The sequence below is a fragment of the Streptomyces sp. NPDC031670 genome (assembly GCF_055580545.1).
Genome location: NZ_JBVILC010000008.1, coordinates 208,502 through 224,138, shown reverse-complemented (window position 1 = coordinate 224,138; position 15,637 = coordinate 208,502). Strand labels below are relative to the sequence as shown.

General features: G+C 70.6%; 15 protein-coding genes. 6 read left to right on the top strand and 9 right to left on the bottom strand.

Annotated elements, in window-relative coordinates:
- Positions 1-90: 90 nt before the first annotated feature.
- A complete protein-coding gene (locus ACZ5ID_RS17645) occupies positions 91-1,128 on the bottom strand; it encodes a LacI family DNA-binding transcriptional regulator (protein WP_468898417.1) in 1,038 nt (345 codons plus the stop codon).
- 167 nt (positions 1,129-1,295) lie between these two features.
- Between ACZ5ID_RS17645 and ACZ5ID_RS17640 the strand changes: the two genes are divergently transcribed.
- The 4 genes from ACZ5ID_RS17640 to ACZ5ID_RS17625 are packed head-to-tail and all read left to right on the top strand — an operon-like array spanning position 1,296 to position 6,710.
- Entirely contained in the window at positions 1,296-2,603 is a 1,308-nt protein-coding gene (locus tag ACZ5ID_RS17640; RefSeq protein ID WP_468898414.1) for an ABC transporter substrate-binding protein, read from the top strand.
- Complete coding sequence (locus tag ACZ5ID_RS17635; protein ID WP_468898411.1) at positions 2,600-3,496, top strand: carbohydrate ABC transporter permease; 897 nt, start codon at positions 2,600-2,602, stop codon at positions 3,494-3,496. The genes ACZ5ID_RS17640 and ACZ5ID_RS17635 overlap by 4 nt, the downstream gene beginning before the upstream one ends.
- Complete coding sequence (locus ACZ5ID_RS17630; RefSeq protein ID WP_468898408.1) at positions 3,496-4,314, top strand: carbohydrate ABC transporter permease; 819 nt, start codon at positions 3,496-3,498, stop codon at positions 4,312-4,314. Before ACZ5ID_RS17635 ends, ACZ5ID_RS17630 begins: the two co-directional genes overlap by 1 nt.
- Positions 4,311-6,710, top strand: a complete 2,400-nt coding sequence (locus ACZ5ID_RS17625) for a beta-xylosidase/alpha-l-arabinosidase (protein WP_468898405.1) — start codon at positions 4,311-4,313, stop codon at positions 6,708-6,710. The genes ACZ5ID_RS17630 and ACZ5ID_RS17625 overlap by 4 nt, the downstream gene beginning before the upstream one ends.
- 104 nt (positions 6,711-6,814) lie before the next feature.
- Here ACZ5ID_RS17625 and ACZ5ID_RS17620 read toward each other — a convergent pair whose 3' ends face one another.
- The 3 genes from ACZ5ID_RS17620 to ACZ5ID_RS17610 form a co-directional block, all read right to left on the bottom strand.
- Complete coding sequence (locus ACZ5ID_RS17620; protein ID WP_468898402.1) at positions 6,815-7,618, bottom strand: GNAT family N-acetyltransferase; 804 nt, start codon at positions 7,616-7,618, stop codon at positions 6,815-6,817.
- Between the two features lie 209 nt (positions 7,619-7,827).
- Positions 7,828-8,649 carry an ABC transporter permease gene (locus tag ACZ5ID_RS17615; RefSeq protein WP_468898399.1) on the bottom strand — a complete coding sequence of 274 codons (822 nt, stop codon included), beginning with the start codon at positions 8,647-8,649 and terminating at the stop codon, positions 7,828-7,830.
- Positions 8,646-9,566 carry an ATP-binding cassette domain-containing protein gene (locus ACZ5ID_RS17610; protein WP_468898396.1) on the bottom strand — a complete coding sequence of 307 codons (921 nt, stop codon included), beginning with the start codon at positions 9,564-9,566 and terminating at the stop codon, positions 8,646-8,648. Before ACZ5ID_RS17610 ends, ACZ5ID_RS17615 begins: the two co-directional genes overlap by 4 nt.
- Positions 9,567-9,774: 208 nt before the next feature.
- Between ACZ5ID_RS17610 and ACZ5ID_RS17605 the strand changes: the two genes are divergently transcribed.
- Both ACZ5ID_RS17605 and ACZ5ID_RS17600 read left to right on the top strand, forming a co-directional pair.
- On the top strand, positions 9,775-10,950 hold the full coding sequence (locus tag ACZ5ID_RS17605) for a sensor histidine kinase (protein WP_468898393.1): 1,176 nt from the start codon (positions 9,775-9,777) through the stop codon (positions 10,948-10,950).
- Positions 10,947-11,609, top strand: coding sequence for a response regulator (locus tag ACZ5ID_RS17600; RefSeq protein ID WP_468898390.1), 663 nt, complete (start codon positions 10,947-10,949; stop codon positions 11,607-11,609). Before ACZ5ID_RS17605 ends, ACZ5ID_RS17600 begins: the two co-directional genes overlap by 4 nt.
- 111 nt (positions 11,610-11,720) lie before the next feature.
- Here the strand turns inward: ACZ5ID_RS17600 and ACZ5ID_RS17595 are convergent, their stop codons facing one another.
- The 5 genes from ACZ5ID_RS17595 to ACZ5ID_RS17575 form a co-directional block, all read right to left on the bottom strand.
- Positions 11,721-12,584, bottom strand: a complete 864-nt coding sequence (locus tag ACZ5ID_RS17595) for an SDR family oxidoreductase (RefSeq protein WP_468898388.1) — start codon at positions 12,582-12,584, stop codon at positions 11,721-11,723.
- 98 nt (positions 12,585-12,682) lie between these two features.
- Positions 12,683-13,156 (bottom strand): hypothetical protein, encoded by a 474-nt coding sequence (locus tag ACZ5ID_RS17590; RefSeq protein WP_468898386.1) that lies wholly within the window; start codon positions 13,154-13,156, stop codon positions 12,683-12,685.
- A 141-nt stretch (positions 13,157-13,297) separates the two neighbouring features.
- The gene (locus tag ACZ5ID_RS17585; protein ID WP_468898383.1) at positions 13,298-13,816 is read right to left on the bottom strand and encodes a MarR family winged helix-turn-helix transcriptional regulator; all 519 of its coding nucleotides are present in this window, start codon (positions 13,814-13,816) and stop codon (positions 13,298-13,300) included.
- A 218-nt stretch (positions 13,817-14,034) separates the two neighbouring features.
- Positions 14,035-14,508, bottom strand: a complete 474-nt coding sequence (locus tag ACZ5ID_RS17580) for a hemerythrin domain-containing protein (protein ID WP_468898380.1) — start codon at positions 14,506-14,508, stop codon at positions 14,035-14,037.
- Positions 14,509-14,883: 375 nt separating this feature from the next.
- On the bottom strand, positions 14,884-15,606 hold the full coding sequence (locus tag ACZ5ID_RS17575) for a scabin-related ADP-ribosyltransferase (protein WP_468898377.1): 723 nt from the start codon (positions 15,604-15,606) through the stop codon (positions 14,884-14,886).
- Between the last annotated feature and the right edge of the window lie 31 nt (positions 15,607-15,637).

Here is a 15,637-nt window from a genome sequence, read left to right as displayed (position 1 = left end):
ACGCTGACCGTGCGGAGAGGCTGCGGGGGACGCCGTGGGCGACCCTGAAGGTCGAAAGTTTCGAACTGCGCAGCGATTCTGTCGCTGACCCTAGAGCCCGGCTGATGCCCCGTCAACCGTCCGGGGACGCTTCTGCGGCGGGGCCGTGCTGGAGCGCTCGACCAGGCTGGTGGCGAGGTCCACCCGTCGGCTGCCCGGGCGGGCGCCCCGGGCGAGGTCGATCACCATACGGGCCGCGACCTCGGCCATCTCGGTCAGCGGCTGGCGGACGGTGGTGAGCGGCGGACCGACCCAGCGGGCCAGCGGCAGGTCGTCGAAGCCGACCACGCTGAGGTCCTCGGGGACGCGCAGTCCCAGCTCGCGGGCCGCCTCGTACAGCCCGAGGGCCTGGAGGTCGTTTCCGGCGAACACGGCCGTCGGACGGTCGGGCAGCTTCAGCAGCTCCGCCCCGATCCGGTGCCCCGACTCATGGTGGAAGTCGCCCTCGCGGACCAGCTCCGGGTCGTACGCGATGCCCGCCATGTCGAGCGCCGCCCGGTAGCCGTCGGCGCGCGCCCGGCTGCACATCATGTGGCCCGGACCGCCGATCAGGCCGATCCGGCGGTGGCCGAGGTCGAGCAGGTGCCGGGTGGCGGCCAGGCCGCCGTCCCAGTTGGTGGTGCCGACGGCGGGCACCTCCTGGCCCGGGTCGCCGGCCGGGTCCAGGACGACGAACGGGATGTCGCGGCCGGCCAGTTGCTCCTGCTGCGAGCGGTCCAGTCCGGACAGGACGAGCAGTACGCCGGTGGGGCGGCGGGCGAGCACCCCGTCCACCCAGGACTGGCCGGGGGTGAGCCGTCCGGAGGATTCCGAGAGGACGATGCTCAGGCCTTCGGCGCGCGCCACGTTCTCGACACCGCGGATCACCTCCATCGCCCAGACGCTCTCCAGCTCGTGGAAGACCAGTTCGAGCAGGGGGCTCGCCTGGGTGCCGCGCCGCCGCCGGTATCCGTGCCGGCGCAGCAGCTCCTCCACCCGCTCCCGGGTGGCCGGGGCGACGTCGGCCCGGCCGTTGAGGACCTTCGAAACAGTCGGAGCGGAGACCCCCGCCTCGTGTGCGATCTCAGCGAGTGTCGCCGCTCTCTTCACGTCTTTCCTCCTGCCCTGCCCCGCTGGGCGAGCTGCGCTGTGGGTGGCCGACGGCACGGATGCTAGCCCGTCGGCCGCTCGGATCGGATCCTGCCGGAACTCTTGACGGGCGATCAGGCCGGTTCTAGGGTCCCCGCAACATTCGCTAATTCTTCCGCAACATTCGAATGAGGGGTAGGGGCATGGGACTGAGACGTGCCGTGATCGCCACCACCACCGCACTCGTCCTGGGCGCGACCGCCGCGTGCGGCTCGGACGGCGGATCGTCCGGCAGCGGCTCGGGGACGATCCATGTGATGGTCTACGGCGACGCCGCCAACAAGGTCGAGAAACAGATGGCCGAGACCTTCAACAAGACCTCCAAGGTCAAGGTGGTGATCGACACCGTCCCCGGCGCGGACTACCAGCAGAAGCTGCAGACCGTCATCAACACCCCGCATGCCCCGGACGTCTTCTTCAACTGGGGCGGCGGTTCCATCCAGTCCTTCGTCAAGGCGGGTCTGCTGCTCCCGCTGGACGGTTACATCGCCAAGGACCCGGGTCTGAAGAGCAACTTCCTGCCGGCGGTGTTCAACTCCGCGGTCGTGGACGGCAAACCGTACGGCATACCGATGCGCGGCACCCAGCCGGTACTGCTTTTCCACAACAAGAAGGTGCTGGCCGACGCCGGTCTCACCCCGCCCCGGACCTGGGACGAGCTGATCGCCGCCACCAAGACGCTCAAGGCCAAGGGCATCACCCCGATCGCGCTCGGCGGCGCCGACCAGTGGCCCACCCTCATGTGGTTCGAGTACCTGTACGACCGCATCGCCGGACCCGGACTGTTCTCCCGCGCGGTGAGCGGCGACCGGGCCGCCTGGGCGAGCGAGGACAGCCGCAAGGCGCTGGCCACCCTCGGTCAACTGGCCGGCTCCGGCGCGTTCGGCCGCAGCTTCGACTCCGTGAAGTTCACCGACGGCGGCTCCCCCGCGCTGGTGGCCAGGGGCCGCGCCGCCTTCGAGCTCATGGGCTCCTGGTACTACTCCACCCAGCAGGACGCCAATCCGGACTTCGCCGGATCGGGCCTCGGCTACACCGGCTTCCCGACCGTGAGCGGCGGCAAGGGCGACCCGGCCGACGTGGTGGGCAACACCAACAACTTCTACTCGGTACTGAAGAAGACCAAGCACCCGGAGACCGCCGCCGCGTTCCTCAAACTGATGTACTCCGAGGAGTTCGTCAAGGCCCAGCTCGCCATCGGCAACCTGCCCACCACCGTCAACACCGTGGACTTCCTGGACAAGGCGGCCAGCCCCGCCTACTCCAAGTACCAGTACGAGCTGGTCAAGGCCGCCCCCTCGTTCCAGCTCTCCTGGGACCAGGCCTACCCGCCGAGCGCGGCCACCCCGATGCACACCGCCGTCCAGCGGTTCTTCGACGGCAAGCTCGACGCCGACGGCTTCATCAAGGCCATGCAGGCCTTGCCCGCCTCATGAGGGCCGCCGCGCAGGCCGGTGCGGGCGTGAGCCGCCCCGGGTTCGCCTGGGCGGCGCCCGCCGCGGTGTTCTTCCTGCTCTTCGCGATCCTGCCGCTCGTCCTGGTCGCCGTACTCTCCTTCACCAGCTGGGACGGCGTCAGCGAGCCGCACTTCAACGGACTGGCCAACTGGACCGCGCTGATCCACGACCCGGTGATGACACAGTCGGTCTGGACCACCCTGCTGCTCACCGGACTCGGCGTGGTCACCCAGACACCGGTCAGCCTGCTGCTCGGCGTCTGGGCCGCCGGACACCAGCGCAACCGGGCCGTGCTCTCCGCGATCTACTTCATACCGCTGCTGCTGTCGGCGACCGCCGTGTCCGTGGTGTGGCGGGCCGTCCTCGACCCCAACTTCGGCGTGCCCTCCCAGCTGACCTGGCTCTTCGGCGACGGCAACCTGCTCGGCAGCCGCAGCGGCGCCCTCGCGGTCCTCACCTTCGTCGGCGTATGGCAGTTCACCCCCCTGCACGCGCTGATCTACCAGGGCGGCGCCCGAGCCATCCCCCAGGTCCTCTACCAGGCCGCCGCCGTCGACGGCGCCGGCACCGTACGGCAGTTCTTCCACATCACCCTGCCGCAACTGCGCAACAGCATCATCACCTCGACGGTACTGATGGTCGTCGGCGGCCTCACGACCTTCGACACGGTGCTCATCATCACCCAGGGCGGCCCCGGCACCGACACCACCGTGAGCGCCTACTACATGTACCAAAAGGCCTTCAAGAGCTACGACTTCGGCGCGGCCTCGGCCATCGCCCTGGTCCTGGTCGTCGTCGCCACCCTGATCTCGCTGGCCGTGGTCAAGTTCTCCGGCTACGACCGGATGCGCGGCACGACGGAGGGCCTGTGATGCGCGCGCGCCCCAACTACCTCGCGGGACTCGGTTCCCTGGTCTGGCTGCTGCTGGTCGGCCTGCCGCTGTACGTCCTGGTGCTCGCCACCCTGCGCACCCGCGCCGACTACTCCACCAAAGGTCCGCTCAGCACGCCCGCCCAGTGGACCGTGCACAACTACCTCACCGACCTGTCCAACGGCTTCGGCCAGGACTTCCTCAACACCCTCACCGTCACCGCCAGCGTGGTCGCGATCGTGCTGCTGGTCGTCCCGCCACTCGCGTACGCCATCGTACGAGCCCGCGGCCGGGCCACCGGCTGGGTGTTCCGGCTGTTCCTGCTGGGCCTGGCGATCCCCGCCCAGGCGGTGATCGTGCCGATGTTCTACCTGATCAGCAAGGCCGGGCTGTACGACCACCTCATCGGGGTCATCCTGCCGACCGCCGCCTTCTGCCTCCCGGTCTGCACGCTGGTCCTCACCGGCGCGATGCGCGACATCGGCCCCGAGCTGTACGAGGCGATGGCGATGGACGGTGCCTCCCCGGCCCGGGTCTTCCGGCAGTTGGTGCTGCCGCTGTCCAGGGGCGGCCTGTCCTCGATCGTGGTCTTCGCCGCCCTCCAGGCGTGGAACGGCTTCCTGTTCCCGCTGATCCTCACCCAGTCCGAGTCCACCAAGGTCATCACCCTCGGCCTGTACGACTTCCAGACCGAGCACGGCGTCGACGTACCCGGACTGCTCAGCGCCGTGGTCCTGTCCATGCTTCCCATCTTCGTCGTCTACCTGTTCGCCCGCCGTGCCCTCGTCCAGGGCCTGACGGGAGTGGGAGGAAAATGAGCGGCACCCCGAACCCCGAGTCCGACACCACCTCGAACCCCGCCCCGGACACCGTTCCCGCCTGGCGTGACACTACGCTCGGCGCACAGGACCGCGCCGACGCGCTGATCGCGGCGATGACCCTGCGGGAGAAGACCGCCCAGCTGTTCGGCGTCTGGGTGGGCGTCAGCGACGACGGCGGCGACATCGCCCCGCACCAGCACGAAATGGAGGAGCCGCCCGACCTCGACGCGCTGCTGCCGTACGGGCTCGGCCAGATGACCCGTCCATTCGGCACGGCGCCGGTCGATCCGGCGCTCGGCGCCCTCTCGCTGCTGCGCTCCCAGCGCCGGATCGCCGCCGCCAACCGCTTCGGCATTCCCGCCCTCGCCCACGAGGAGTGCCTGGCGGGCTTCGCCGCCTGGGGCGCCACCGCCTACCCCGTGCCCCTGTCCTGGGGCGCCGCCTTCAACCCACCGCTGGTGCGCCGGATGGCCGCCGCGATCGGCCGCGACATGCGGGCCGTCGGAGTGCACCAGGGCCTCGCGCCCGTACTCGACGTGGTGCGCGACGCCCGCTGGGGACGGGTGGAGGAGACCATCGGCGAGGACCCGTACCTGGTCGGCACCATCGCCACCGCCTATGTGCGGGGCCTGGAATCGGCCGGCGTCGTCGCCACCCTCAAGCACTTCGCCGGGTACTCCGCCTCCCGCGCCGGACGCAACCTCGCCCCCGTCAGCATGGGCCCGCGCGAGCGCGCCGACGTCATTCTGCCGCCGTTCGAGATGACCGTCCGCGAAGGCCGGCCCGGCTCGGTCATGCACGCCTACACCGACACCGACGGCATCCCCGGCGCCGCCGACGAGGCACTGCTCACCGGGCTGCTCCGGGACACCTGGGGCTTCGACGGCACCGTCGTCGCCGACTACTTCGGCATCGCCTTCCTCAAGGCGCTGCACGGTGTGGCCGAGGACTGGCCGCAGGCCGCCGCCCTGGCGCTCACCAGCGGAGTCGACGTCGAACTGCCGACCGTGAAGACCTTCGGACAACCCCTGCTCGACGCCGTCGCCACCGGGCTCGTACCGGAGCGGCTGATCGATCGCGCGCTGCGCCGGGTCCTGGTCCAGAAGGTCCGGCTCGGGCTGCTGGACCCGGACTGGAACCCCGTGCCCGAAGCCCTCGCCGGAGCCGATCCGAGCGAGCCCGAGGCACTGCGCGGCCTCGTCGACCTCGACCCGCCCGCCAACCGCGCGCTCGCCGCCGAACTGGCCGAGCAGGCCGTGGTGCTGCTGCACAACGATGGTGTGCTGCCGCTGGGCCGGCCCGCCCGGATCGCGGTGATCGGCCCGAACGCCGACGAGCCCACCGCGGTACTGGGCTGTTACGCCTTTCCCGTACACGTGGGGAACCAGCATCCGGAAGTGCCGCTCGGCATCGAACTGCCCACCCTGCGCGAGGCGTTGCAGAGCGAGTTCCCCGGCTGCGAGCTGTGGACGGTGCGCGGAGTGGAGGTCGACGGTGAGGACGCGAGCGGTATCGCGGAGGCCGTCCGGGCCGCGGACCGGGCCGACGTGGTGGTGCTGGCCCTCGGCGACCGGGCCGGGCTGTTCGGCCGCGGCACCAGCGGCGAGGGCTGCGACGCCGCGTCCCTGGAACTGCCCGGAAAGCAGCGCGAGTTGCTGGACGCACTGCTGGACCGCGGCACCCCGGTCGTGGTCACCCTGCTGGCGGGGCGGCCGTACGCACTGGGGCGTGCGGTGAGCGAGGCGGCGGCGATCGTGCAGTGCTTCTTCCCCGGCGAGGCGGGCACGCAGGCCGTGGCGGGCGTGCTCAGCGGGCGGGTCAACCCGTCCGGGCGGCTGCCGGTCAGCATCCCCGCGCACCCCTGTGTCCAGCCGTCGACCTACCTCGCCGCGCGGCTCGCCCACGCGAGCGAGGTCTCCAGCACCGACCCGACGGCCGCCTACGGCTTCGGGCACGGGCTCGGCTATACCGAGTTCACCTGGTCGGGGCTGGCGGTCGAGACGGCGGAGACCGGCACGGACGGGGAGTTCCGGCTCGCCTTCGACCTGCGCAACACGGGTGACCGGACCGGCAGCGAGGTCGTCCAGCTCTACCTGCACGATCCGGTGGCGTGCGTGGTGCAGCCCGTGCAGCGGCTCATCGGCTACCGACGCATCGAACTGGGCGCGGGCGCGGGATGCCGGGTGGAGCTGGTGGTCCCCGCCGACCTGGCCTCCTTCACCGGTCGCGAGGGGCACCGCATCGTGGAGCCGGGCGCCCTGGAACTGCGCATCGCCGCCTCCAGTACCGATGCCCGCTTCCGCGTACCGCTGCGTCTCACCGGACCGGTGCGCCCGCTGGACCACACCCGCCGTCTCCACCCGACGCTCACCGTGCGGGCCGCGCGCCCGTGAACGGCTGCCGAGCGCACCCTCGTGATCCCGCGCACCGACGGCCCCGGCGAGGTGGCCCGCTTTCCCGGCCGGGGCGCGGGCGCGCGGTCACGCCAGGGCGGTGGTCAGTGGGAGGACCACCAGGTCGACGCGGTGACGGCGGTGAAGCCCAGCGACTCGTACAGCGGGCGTCCGAGCCGTGACGCGGTGAGTGTCACCGGCAGGTTCGCCATGGGCGCCAGCGAGCCGAGCATGACGGCCCGCCCGGCGCCCCGGGAGCGAAGCGTCGGGGGCGTACCGACCCAGTAGTGGCTGCCGAACCCGTCGTGGACAACGGTCACACCGGCTCCGACCACCTCACCGTCGAGGACGGCCACGAACACGTCCACGCCCGGCTGTTCGGTGAGTGTCATGGGGAACAGCTCGCCGGGACGGTAGGGGGTGAATCTGTCCAGCTCGAAGCCCGCGATCACGATCTGCTCGGCAGCCTCCAGCTCTCGCGCCCGCTGGACGCGGACCACCTCCATCGCGGGGTCCGGGACCGGGCCGGGCGGGCGCACCATGATCGGCATCTGCCAGTTGCGCATGCCCAGATGACCGAGGTCGGTGGAGCTGAACGGATCCTCCGCATCCACCGGCCCGGCCGACCGGCCCGCCAGCTCGGTCAACTCGGCGAGCTCGTGTACGTCGAGGTCGGGTTCCTGCACCAGGAAACGCGATCCGGCGCGCTTGTCGCCGAGCACGGCGAGGAATCCGCGCCGCTGGATCACCTCATGACCACGGGACTTTCCGGTCGCGGCCCAGAACGCGGCGGAGTTACGGGCCTGGCGTATCGCCGCGTCACCCGGGGTCGCGGGAAGATCCGGATGGTCCGGGCCGGTCGGCTGCCCGGGGCGGGCGTCGGGGGTGGTCTGCCAACTGTCGGCCATGGGTGGCTCCTGTTCGGTCACTGTGCGGTGATGCGGACGAAGGGTCGGGCAGCACTGGTGGCGAAGCCGACGCGGGTCTTCGTCATGCCTCCAACCCAACGGCGCAATGTGCCCCACAACTGGGCCAATCTCAACCGGTATTCCTGAGCCATTCGCGTTCTGCGAGCGCGTCCTGCCGTTGCGTACCTTCGGGGACCCGTACGGCACGGTCACACATCGCGGCGCCTCACCACCAGCACGGCCAGCGCGACGGTGATCAGCGGCCAGAGGGCGTACACGATCCAGGAGCCGGCGACCGTGGCGGTGTAGCCCAGGGAATGGGGGTCGGGCTCCCAGGTCTGCATCAGACGGTTCCAGGCGGCCGACACCAGCGTGTGTTTGAGGTCCGCCGACCAACGGTCGCTCTCCGAGAACATGGTGGGAAGCATCAGCAGGGCGAAGACGCTGGTGATGACGGTTCCGGCCGCGTGCCGGAGCAGGACGCCGAGACCCAGACCGACCAGGGCGCACACCGGAGCCAGCGACGCGGACGCGAGGAGCGCGCGGAACACCCCGGGGTGGGTGACCGGCACATCTGCCTGGTGCCGCGCCAGTACGGCCTGGGAGACGAGGAAGGAACCGACGGACGCCGCCGTGCCGACCGCCGTCCACAGCGCGGCGGTGACGGCCGCCTTTGCCAGCACGAGCGAACCTCGGGCGGGGACGGCCACGGTGGTGGTGCGGATCAGTCCGCTGCTGTACTCGCTCACCACGGTGAGGGCACCCATGGTGCTGGCGACGAGCATCAGCGTCCAGTAACCGGCCGCCGGATAGGCGTCGAAGGGCAGGAAATCGGCCGGATGCGAGGCGGCGTCCTTGTCCGCGAGTGTGGCCACGGCCGCGGACCCGAGGACGAAGAGGAGGGTGAGGGCGATCGTCCACGGGGTGGACCGCAGGGACCGCACCTTGATCCACTCGGCGGCGATCAGGTCGCCGAAGCGCGTGGGCGGATCGGCCTGGAAACCGGCCGGAGTGGTGGCGCGTGCGGTCATCGTGCTTGTCCTGCCTGGTATTCGACGCTGTCGGCGGTCAGTTCCATGAAGGCCGCCTCCAGTGAGGCGTTACGAGTGGTCAGTTCATCCAGCCGGATGCCGTTCGCGAAGGCGAGCGCTCCGATCCGGTCCGCGGGGAGCCCCGTCACGGCGAGCCTCTCGGCACCCACCGAGCCCTCCGGCTCGACCGAGGCACCGGCCGCGCTCAGCACGGCCGCGAACTCGGCGGCCTGCGGCGTCGCGACCACCACGCTGCGCCGGTTGCCGCGGGCCGCGAACTCCCGCAGGGGCTCCGCGGCGATGAGGCGGCCCCGGCCGATGACGACCAGGTGATCGGCGGTGTTCTCCATCTCCGACATCAGGTGGCTGGAGAGGAAGACCGTACGTCCCTCGGCGGCCAGGCGACGGAAGAGCGTACGCACCCAGCGCACGCCCTCCGGGTCCATGCCGTTGACCGGCTCGTCGAACATCAGCACGGGCGGGTCGCCGAGCAGAGCGGTGGCGATGCCCAGCCGCTGCTTCATACCGAGGGAGAATCCGCCGATGCGACGGCTCGCCACCTCGGCGAGACCCACTTCCCCGAGCACCTCGTCGACCCGGCGCCGCGGGATGCCGTTGCCGCGGGCCAGAGCGGCGAGGTGGGCCGCGGCGCTGCGCCCGCCGTGGATCTGCGCGGCGTCGAGGAGGGCGCCGACGTGACGCAGGCCGCGGGCGTGGCGGTGGAAGGGGACGCCGTTGACGGTGGCGGTCCCGGTGGTGGGTGCGTCCAGGCCGAGGATCATGCGCAGGGTGGTGGACTTGCCGGCGCCGTTGGGCCCGAGGAATCCGGTGACCTGGCCGGGCCGCACGGTGAAGGACAGATGGTCGACGGCGGTGTTGCCGCCGTAGCACTTGGTGAGTTCGCTGACTTCGATCACGGCACTCACACTGCCCGGGGAACCCGCGTGCGGTCATGGGGCCGTGGGCGGCAGTCGCGCGGCGCTGTCAGCCCGGGGGCGTACGTCCCCGGGCTGATGCGAGGGTGGAGGTGGCCGGTTAGTCTCACGGCGTGAACCCCTTGATGATCATTTGGCTGCCCGTGCGCGTCGCGCACCCCGGTGCGGTGCACGGGACGGAACGTCGCCGATGACGAGAGCCAGGGCCCTGGCCTGCGCGGGGGCCGCCGTTTACCTCCTGGTGGTGGGTCTGCTGGTGGGAGGCGCGCCGCGGGCTTCGGGCACGGTCCACGGTGTCGGGGCGCTGCTGGCCGTGAGCCTGCTCGCCGGGCTGCTGCGATGGGCGCCGCTGACGGCACTGACCGTGGTGCTTTTCGGATCCACGGCGGTGGTGGCGGGCCGGCCGAGTGCGGCGGGGGAGGGGTTGGACGCTTCGTACCAGGGCCAGTTCCTGGCGTTCCTGGCGGTGGACCTCGTGCTGGGCTTCATCGTCGCCACGTGCGCACGGCGTGCTTCGATGGTCGCCGTGGCGGTGTCGGCCGCCGTGCAGGTCCTGGTGATCGGGGGCTTCGCGCACGGAGACGGTGTGACCGTCAACGTGGTGATCGGCCTTCTGGCGCTGACCGCGTCGTGCATGGCCGGTCTGCTCAGCCGTGAGCGCCGCGAGCACGCGGTGGCGCTGCGGGCCCAGGAGGTGGCCGAGGCCGTGACCGCCGAACGGCTGCGCATCGCCCGGGAACTGCACGACATGGTCGCGCACAGCATCGGCATCATCGCCATCCAGGCCGGTGTGGCCGGCCGGGTCATCCAGACCCAGCCCACCGAGGCGCGGGAGGCCCTGCGCGCCATCGAGGCCACCAGCAGAGAGACGCTTTCGGGCCTTCGGCGCACCCTGGTGTCGCTCCGCCAGGCAGACCGGGCCGGGACCGCCTCGCAGCGCTCACCCCTTGAACCGGCGCCCGGCCTGGCGGACGTCGAACGGCTCGCGGCGTCGACCGCGGACGCGGGAGTACGCGTTGACGTCCGCCGTAGCGGGGAGCAGCGCGCGGTACCGGCCGACATCGACCTGTCCGCCTACCGGATCGTGCAGGAGGCGCTGACCAACGTGGTCCGCCACGCGGGCACCGGGCACTGCCGGGTGATCATCGACTACGGAGACGAGGAACTGTCCGTGGAAGTTCTCGACGACGGACGCGGCGGTACCGCGAACGGCTCACCCCACGGCTTCGGCATCATCGGCATGCGGGAGCGGGTCGGCCTCCTGGGCGGCCACCTCAGCACCGGACCGCGCCCCGAGGGCGGCTTCCGGGTCGCGGCCGGGCTGCCGCTGCCGGCACCCGTCGGCAGCCTGGTGGACACCCGATGACCGTACGGGTGGTGCTCGCCGACGACCAGCCGCTGGTGCGGTCCGGCCTCCGGGTGCTCATGGCCGATCACCCGGACCTGGAAGTCGTCGGTGAAGCCGCCAACGGCGCCGAGGCCGTCCAGCTGGTCAGGGACATGTGCCCTGATGTGGTGGTCATGGACATCCGTATGCCCGGCATGGACGGGATCGAGGCCACGCGCCTGATCACGGCGAGTGCGGCAACCACACGCGTCCTGGTCCTGACCACGTTCGACGAGGACGACTACGTATACGGCGCCCTCCGGGCCGGAGCAAGTGGCTTCGTGGTCAAGGACATGGCCTTGGACGACATCCTCGCGGCGGTCCGTGTGGTCGCAGCCGGTGACGCACTGATCGCCCCAGCGGTGACGCGCCGCCTGATCGCGGACTTCATCGAGCGCCCACCGGCCCTTCCGGAGCGCCCCGCCCCGCCGGTCGAGGGCATCACCGAGCGGGAACGGGAAGTGCTGACCCTGGTCGGGCGCGGCCGGTCGAACACGGAGATCGCCGAGGACCTCTTCATCACGGTGGCCACCGCCAAGTCGCATGTGTCGCGGCTGCTCAGCAAACTGGGCGCCCGGGACCGGGTCCAACTGGTCATCAGCGCCTACGAGATGGGACTGGTCACCCCGCCCCGCTGACGCCGGAACCGGCAGATGCCCGAGCGTGGCGTGCGTACGCTCGGGTCCGCTGTGCCGGAACGGCGTGGGGAACGCCGAGTGGGACAGGGGCCACCGGCCCGAAGCGACCGGCTATTGGCAGAACTGCCCGTGGTGTTCGCGGAGGAACGCGTCGAGGGTACGGGGCGGCCGGCCGAGGAGGTCGGCGACCGTGGTGGTCGGGGTTTCGGGCCTGGCGACGGCGAGCTGCTGGATTTCCACCACATGGTCGGCGAGCCACGTGGGCATGTGGGCGTTGCGGACGAGATCGTCACGGAGCCGGTCCGGAGTGAGGTTGACGTAGCGGATCTGTCGGCCGGTCAGGGCGGACAGCCGGTCGGCGAGTTCGGCGTAGGAGACGGCTTCCGGTCCGGTCAGGGTGTAGGTGCCGCCGGCGATGTCGGGCCTGGTGAGAGCGGCAGCGGCGATGTCGCCGATGTCGCGGCAGTCGATGTGGTTGCAGGGTGCGTCGCCCGTCGTGCCGAAGATGGTGCCCTGAGCGGCGGTGGGCGCCAGGCGCAGGAGGTTCTGCATGAAGGCGTAGGGGCGCAGGACGGTGTGGCTGAGGCCGCTCGCGCGCAGATGTTCCTCGACGGCGTGGTGTCCTCGCGAAATGGCCACCGGGGAGTCGGGTTCGGCGGCGGGCGCCGAGATCTTGACTATGTGCTCGATGCCGGTGCGGGTGGCGACATCGATGACCCGGGTTTCGAGCGCCACCTGAGCGGGGCTGTTGGCCATGGCGAGGAAGAGCTGTCGCGCGCCCTGGAACGCGGTGTGCAGGGAGTGCGGGTCGGTGGCGTCGGCGTACCGCACCTGGAAGGGCGGTCGTGCGCCGGTTGTGCCAGGGATCAACCTGTCGGGGGTGCGGGTCAGGGCGCGGACGGGCGTGCCGAGGGGGAGGAGGCTGTGGAGCAAGGCGTTTCCGGTCGCTCCGGTTGCTCCCATGACGACGATCATCGTGTGCTCATTTCCTGTCGTGACTGTCCGGCAGGGCATACCGCCGGGCGCGGGTGGGGTCTGGCTGCGTGGAACCGGTGGTCGTGGGGCCGGGTCGGCTACGCCGGGGACGGTGTGATGGAGCCGCGCCAGCGCAGGGTGACGATCGTGGTGGCGAGCGCCGTGGAAAGTGGCAGGTCGATGCGCAGACGTTCCAGCCATGGGGCGCTGGGGACGGGGGTGTGGGCGGGGATCCACTGGGCGGTGAACCACCCCAGCAGGGCCGCCGCGCCGGCGGTGGTGATGACGAGCGCGGTGGTGAGGGCGGTGCGGGGAGCGGTGGTGGTCCAGGGCCGGGGCTGCCCGCCGTGCGCCAGCCAGAGGCCGACCAGCAGCGCCACCACGGCGGAGGTGCCGGCGATGGACGTACAGGCGGCCACGACGAGGTCCCGCCGTCCGGTGACGATTCCGGGGGCGCCGGCCATCAGCGCGGGGGCGGCGTAGGCGGTCAGGACCTCGCGCCACAGCGTGAACCGCCGCGGTGGCCGGGAGGGTGGCTGGTTCCGGTGGGTCGCGTCCTTGGTCGCGGGCACGTCGGCCTCTTCCTGTGGTGATGAGTGAAGCGACGGGGAGCCGTGCGGAGGCCCCGATGCCGTCGGATGATTAGGTGCCTAACTATTACGGTGTGAAAACGGCCCTGCCCGAAGGCGGGGCCGAATCGGCTGGAAGTCGGGTCAGTCGGCGGCGAGGGCCGCACTGCCGCGTACGACGCGGGACAGGAGGTCCAGGAATACCGCGCGCTCGTCGACGGAGAGTCCGTCGACCATCGCCTCCAGTCGTTGAAAATGGTCGGACGCCATGTCGCGCAGGCGCTGCGCCCCGCGGGCGGTCAGGACGGCCACTGTGCCCCGGCCGTCCTCCGTGGACGGGCGGCGGGCGATCAGGCCTTCCCGCTCAAGACCGTCCAGCAGGCCGGTGACCGTGGCTCTGGAGACGCCGAGGTCGGCCGCGAGGCGTGAGGGGGACTTCTCCCCGCCGTGGTCCTCAAGGTCGGCGAGCAGGCGGTAGCGTCCGGTCGACAGGCCGAATCTGGCGAAATGCGCCTCCGCCGCCCTCCCGACCCTCGCCCCCGCCGAGATCAGGCGCACCGCGACCAGTACCGCCTGTGGATCGACCTCCAGGCCGTAGTGCTCCACCTGCCGTCTGGCCTGGTCGAGCGTGGGCGCCTCGCCCTCGATCTCGTCCCTCGTCATGCAAGTAATATGGTGCCTAACCACTTGGCGTGTCAAGGCGTGTCAGGTGCCCTGTGCTTCGGCCGGCGACATCGGTCGGTGGGGCGGGGGCGAGGGGCGGTGGTGAGGGGGCGGATGGCCCGACGTCCGGGCGGCCCCCGGATACGGAAAACCGGGGGCCTCGGATGATGCCTGCGTTCGCCCTATTGGCTACCACTGGTCCCGACTGTTCCCGGGGGCTACTGGGTGGCGCTGGGTACGTCGAGGGGGTTGGCGGGGGCCTTCGTCTTGGCGGTCTGCATCTGCTCGCCGAGCTCGGTGAGACGGTTGCGCCCCATGGCCTTGCGGACCTCGGGGAACCAGTCGTCCTCTTCCTCTTCGACGTGGTGGCGGACGTTTTCGATGAGGACGGTCATCTTGGCCTTGAAGCGCTCATCGGCCGGATCCATGTCCTTGAGCTCCGACAGCATCCACACCACGGCATGGTGTTCCTCGACGCTTTCGAGGATGTGGTCGGTGGTGTCGGGGGCGGATTCGCGGGCGGCGGGATAGAAGATCTCTTCCTCGATGAACGCGTGAGTGGTGAGTTCTTCGATGATCTTGTCCGCGAGCTCGCGGCGTTCGGCGTGGTCGTCGTCGCCGGTCTTCTCGAACTGTTTGAACAGCTTCTCCACATTCTTGTGGTCCTCACGCAGCAGCACGATCGCGTCCATGAAGGAGTTTCCCTTTCCTGATCTGTCCCCGGTTCGGGTCCCGGTTCGGGTTCGGGGGTCCGAGTCCGGGTTCCGGTGTTCTGTGAGGAATCCGGTGCCCCGGTTACGCGCATTGATGCACCGAAGCGGAAAGGGCCACTCGGTCGGGCTGGGCCGGGGGCGGGGAGGGCGCGTGAAGATCGGGGCGGGCTCCGGACGGCCACACCCTGGGCTTCGACCTCCCACGGCTTCGCCGCGCCACACCTGGACCTGCCACCAACGGTCCGCCACTGCCCGGGTCACTTCCCCGTCGTACTGGTCGGCATCAAAGCAGAGCGTCGACGGGCGGCCACGCCGGGTGGCGCGCTACGCCACCCGGTGCTCTCCGCGTCCGTATCAGTGCATCGCCACCAGAACGGGCTCGAAGTGATGGTTGGTCTTGCAGCCGAGGTTCTTGTAGGTGTTGACCTTGGTTTGCGGGTCGGTCCTCAACAGCCGGTACTTGCAGGCGCTCTTGATGTAATTTCCCTGGATTCCACCGGGGAAGTCGATCTCCTTGTTCCAGAGGTATGGGGACTCGTAGCCGTTGAGCTGGGCGGTGGCGTTGACGTCGATTCCGCCGGGGGCCGCGATCTCGTAGACCCACCCGGTCTTTCCCCCGCCGTACGTGGCGAACTTCTGGGCCACCCACTTCTCGCAACTGGTGCTGAGGTGCGCGGTGTTCTGGCCTCCGCCCTTGACGATGTACTCGGCGAGCGGGGTGACCGTCTCGCCGCGCGGGGTGAAGCCGTCGTCGAAGAGCTGCTGCACGTTGTCCCGGGTGTCGCCCCGCCACAGTGTGTTGGCGTCGCGGCGCCACTGCCAGTTCTCGTCTTCCGCGGCATGCCGGATGGCCGGGGCGATGGACGGGGAGGTGGTGGTGTGCCACCAGTCCGACGCGTGGAAGTGGCCGACCGGTCCGCAGGGCCCTGTGTCGGGCGCTTGGGGCTTCAGCGTGGTGGGGCGATGTACTGTCGCGTCGGCAGGGGCGGCGACGGTCAGCGAGGCGACCGCGAGGGATGCGGAGGCGAGGACGCGCAGAGCGGCCTTGAGCATGGTGAGGACCCATCGGTTGCTCAATATGACAAGGCCCATCTATAGCGAGCACGGA

Coding starts and splice junctions, on each gene's coding strand:
- ACZ5ID_RS17640 (WP_468898414.1), top strand. CDS start 1,296: ATGAGGGGTAGGGGCATGGGACTGAGACGTGCCGTGATCGCCACCACC.
- ACZ5ID_RS17635 (WP_468898411.1), top strand. CDS start 2,600: ATGAGGGCCGCCGCGCAGGCCGGTGCGGGCGTGAGCCGCCCCGGGTTC.
- ACZ5ID_RS17630 (WP_468898408.1), top strand. CDS start 3,496: ATGCGCGCGCGCCCCAACTACCTCGCGGGACTCGGTTCCCTGGTCTGG.
- ACZ5ID_RS17625 (WP_468898405.1), top strand. CDS start 4,311: ATGAGCGGCACCCCGAACCCCGAGTCCGACACCACCTCGAACCCCGCC.
- ACZ5ID_RS17620 (WP_468898402.1), bottom strand. CDS start 7,618: ATGGCCGACAGTTGGCAGACCACCCCCGACGCCCGCCCCGGGCAGCCG.
- ACZ5ID_RS17615 (WP_468898399.1), bottom strand. CDS start 8,649: ATGACCGCACGCGCCACCACTCCGGCCGGTTTCCAGGCCGATCCGCCC.
- ACZ5ID_RS17605 (WP_468898393.1), top strand. CDS start 9,775: ATGACGAGAGCCAGGGCCCTGGCCTGCGCGGGGGCCGCCGTTTACCTC.
- ACZ5ID_RS17600 (WP_468898390.1), top strand. CDS start 10,947: ATGACCGTACGGGTGGTGCTCGCCGACGACCAGCCGCTGGTGCGGTCC.
- ACZ5ID_RS17595 (WP_468898388.1), bottom strand. CDS start 12,584: ATGATCGTCGTCATGGGAGCAACCGGAGCGACCGGAAACGCCTTGCTC.
- ACZ5ID_RS17585 (WP_468898383.1), bottom strand. CDS start 13,816: ATGACGAGGGACGAGATCGAGGGCGAGGCGCCCACGCTCGACCAGGCC.
- ACZ5ID_RS17580 (WP_468898380.1), bottom strand. CDS start 14,508: ATGGACGCGATCGTGCTGCTGCGTGAGGACCACAAGAATGTGGAGAAG.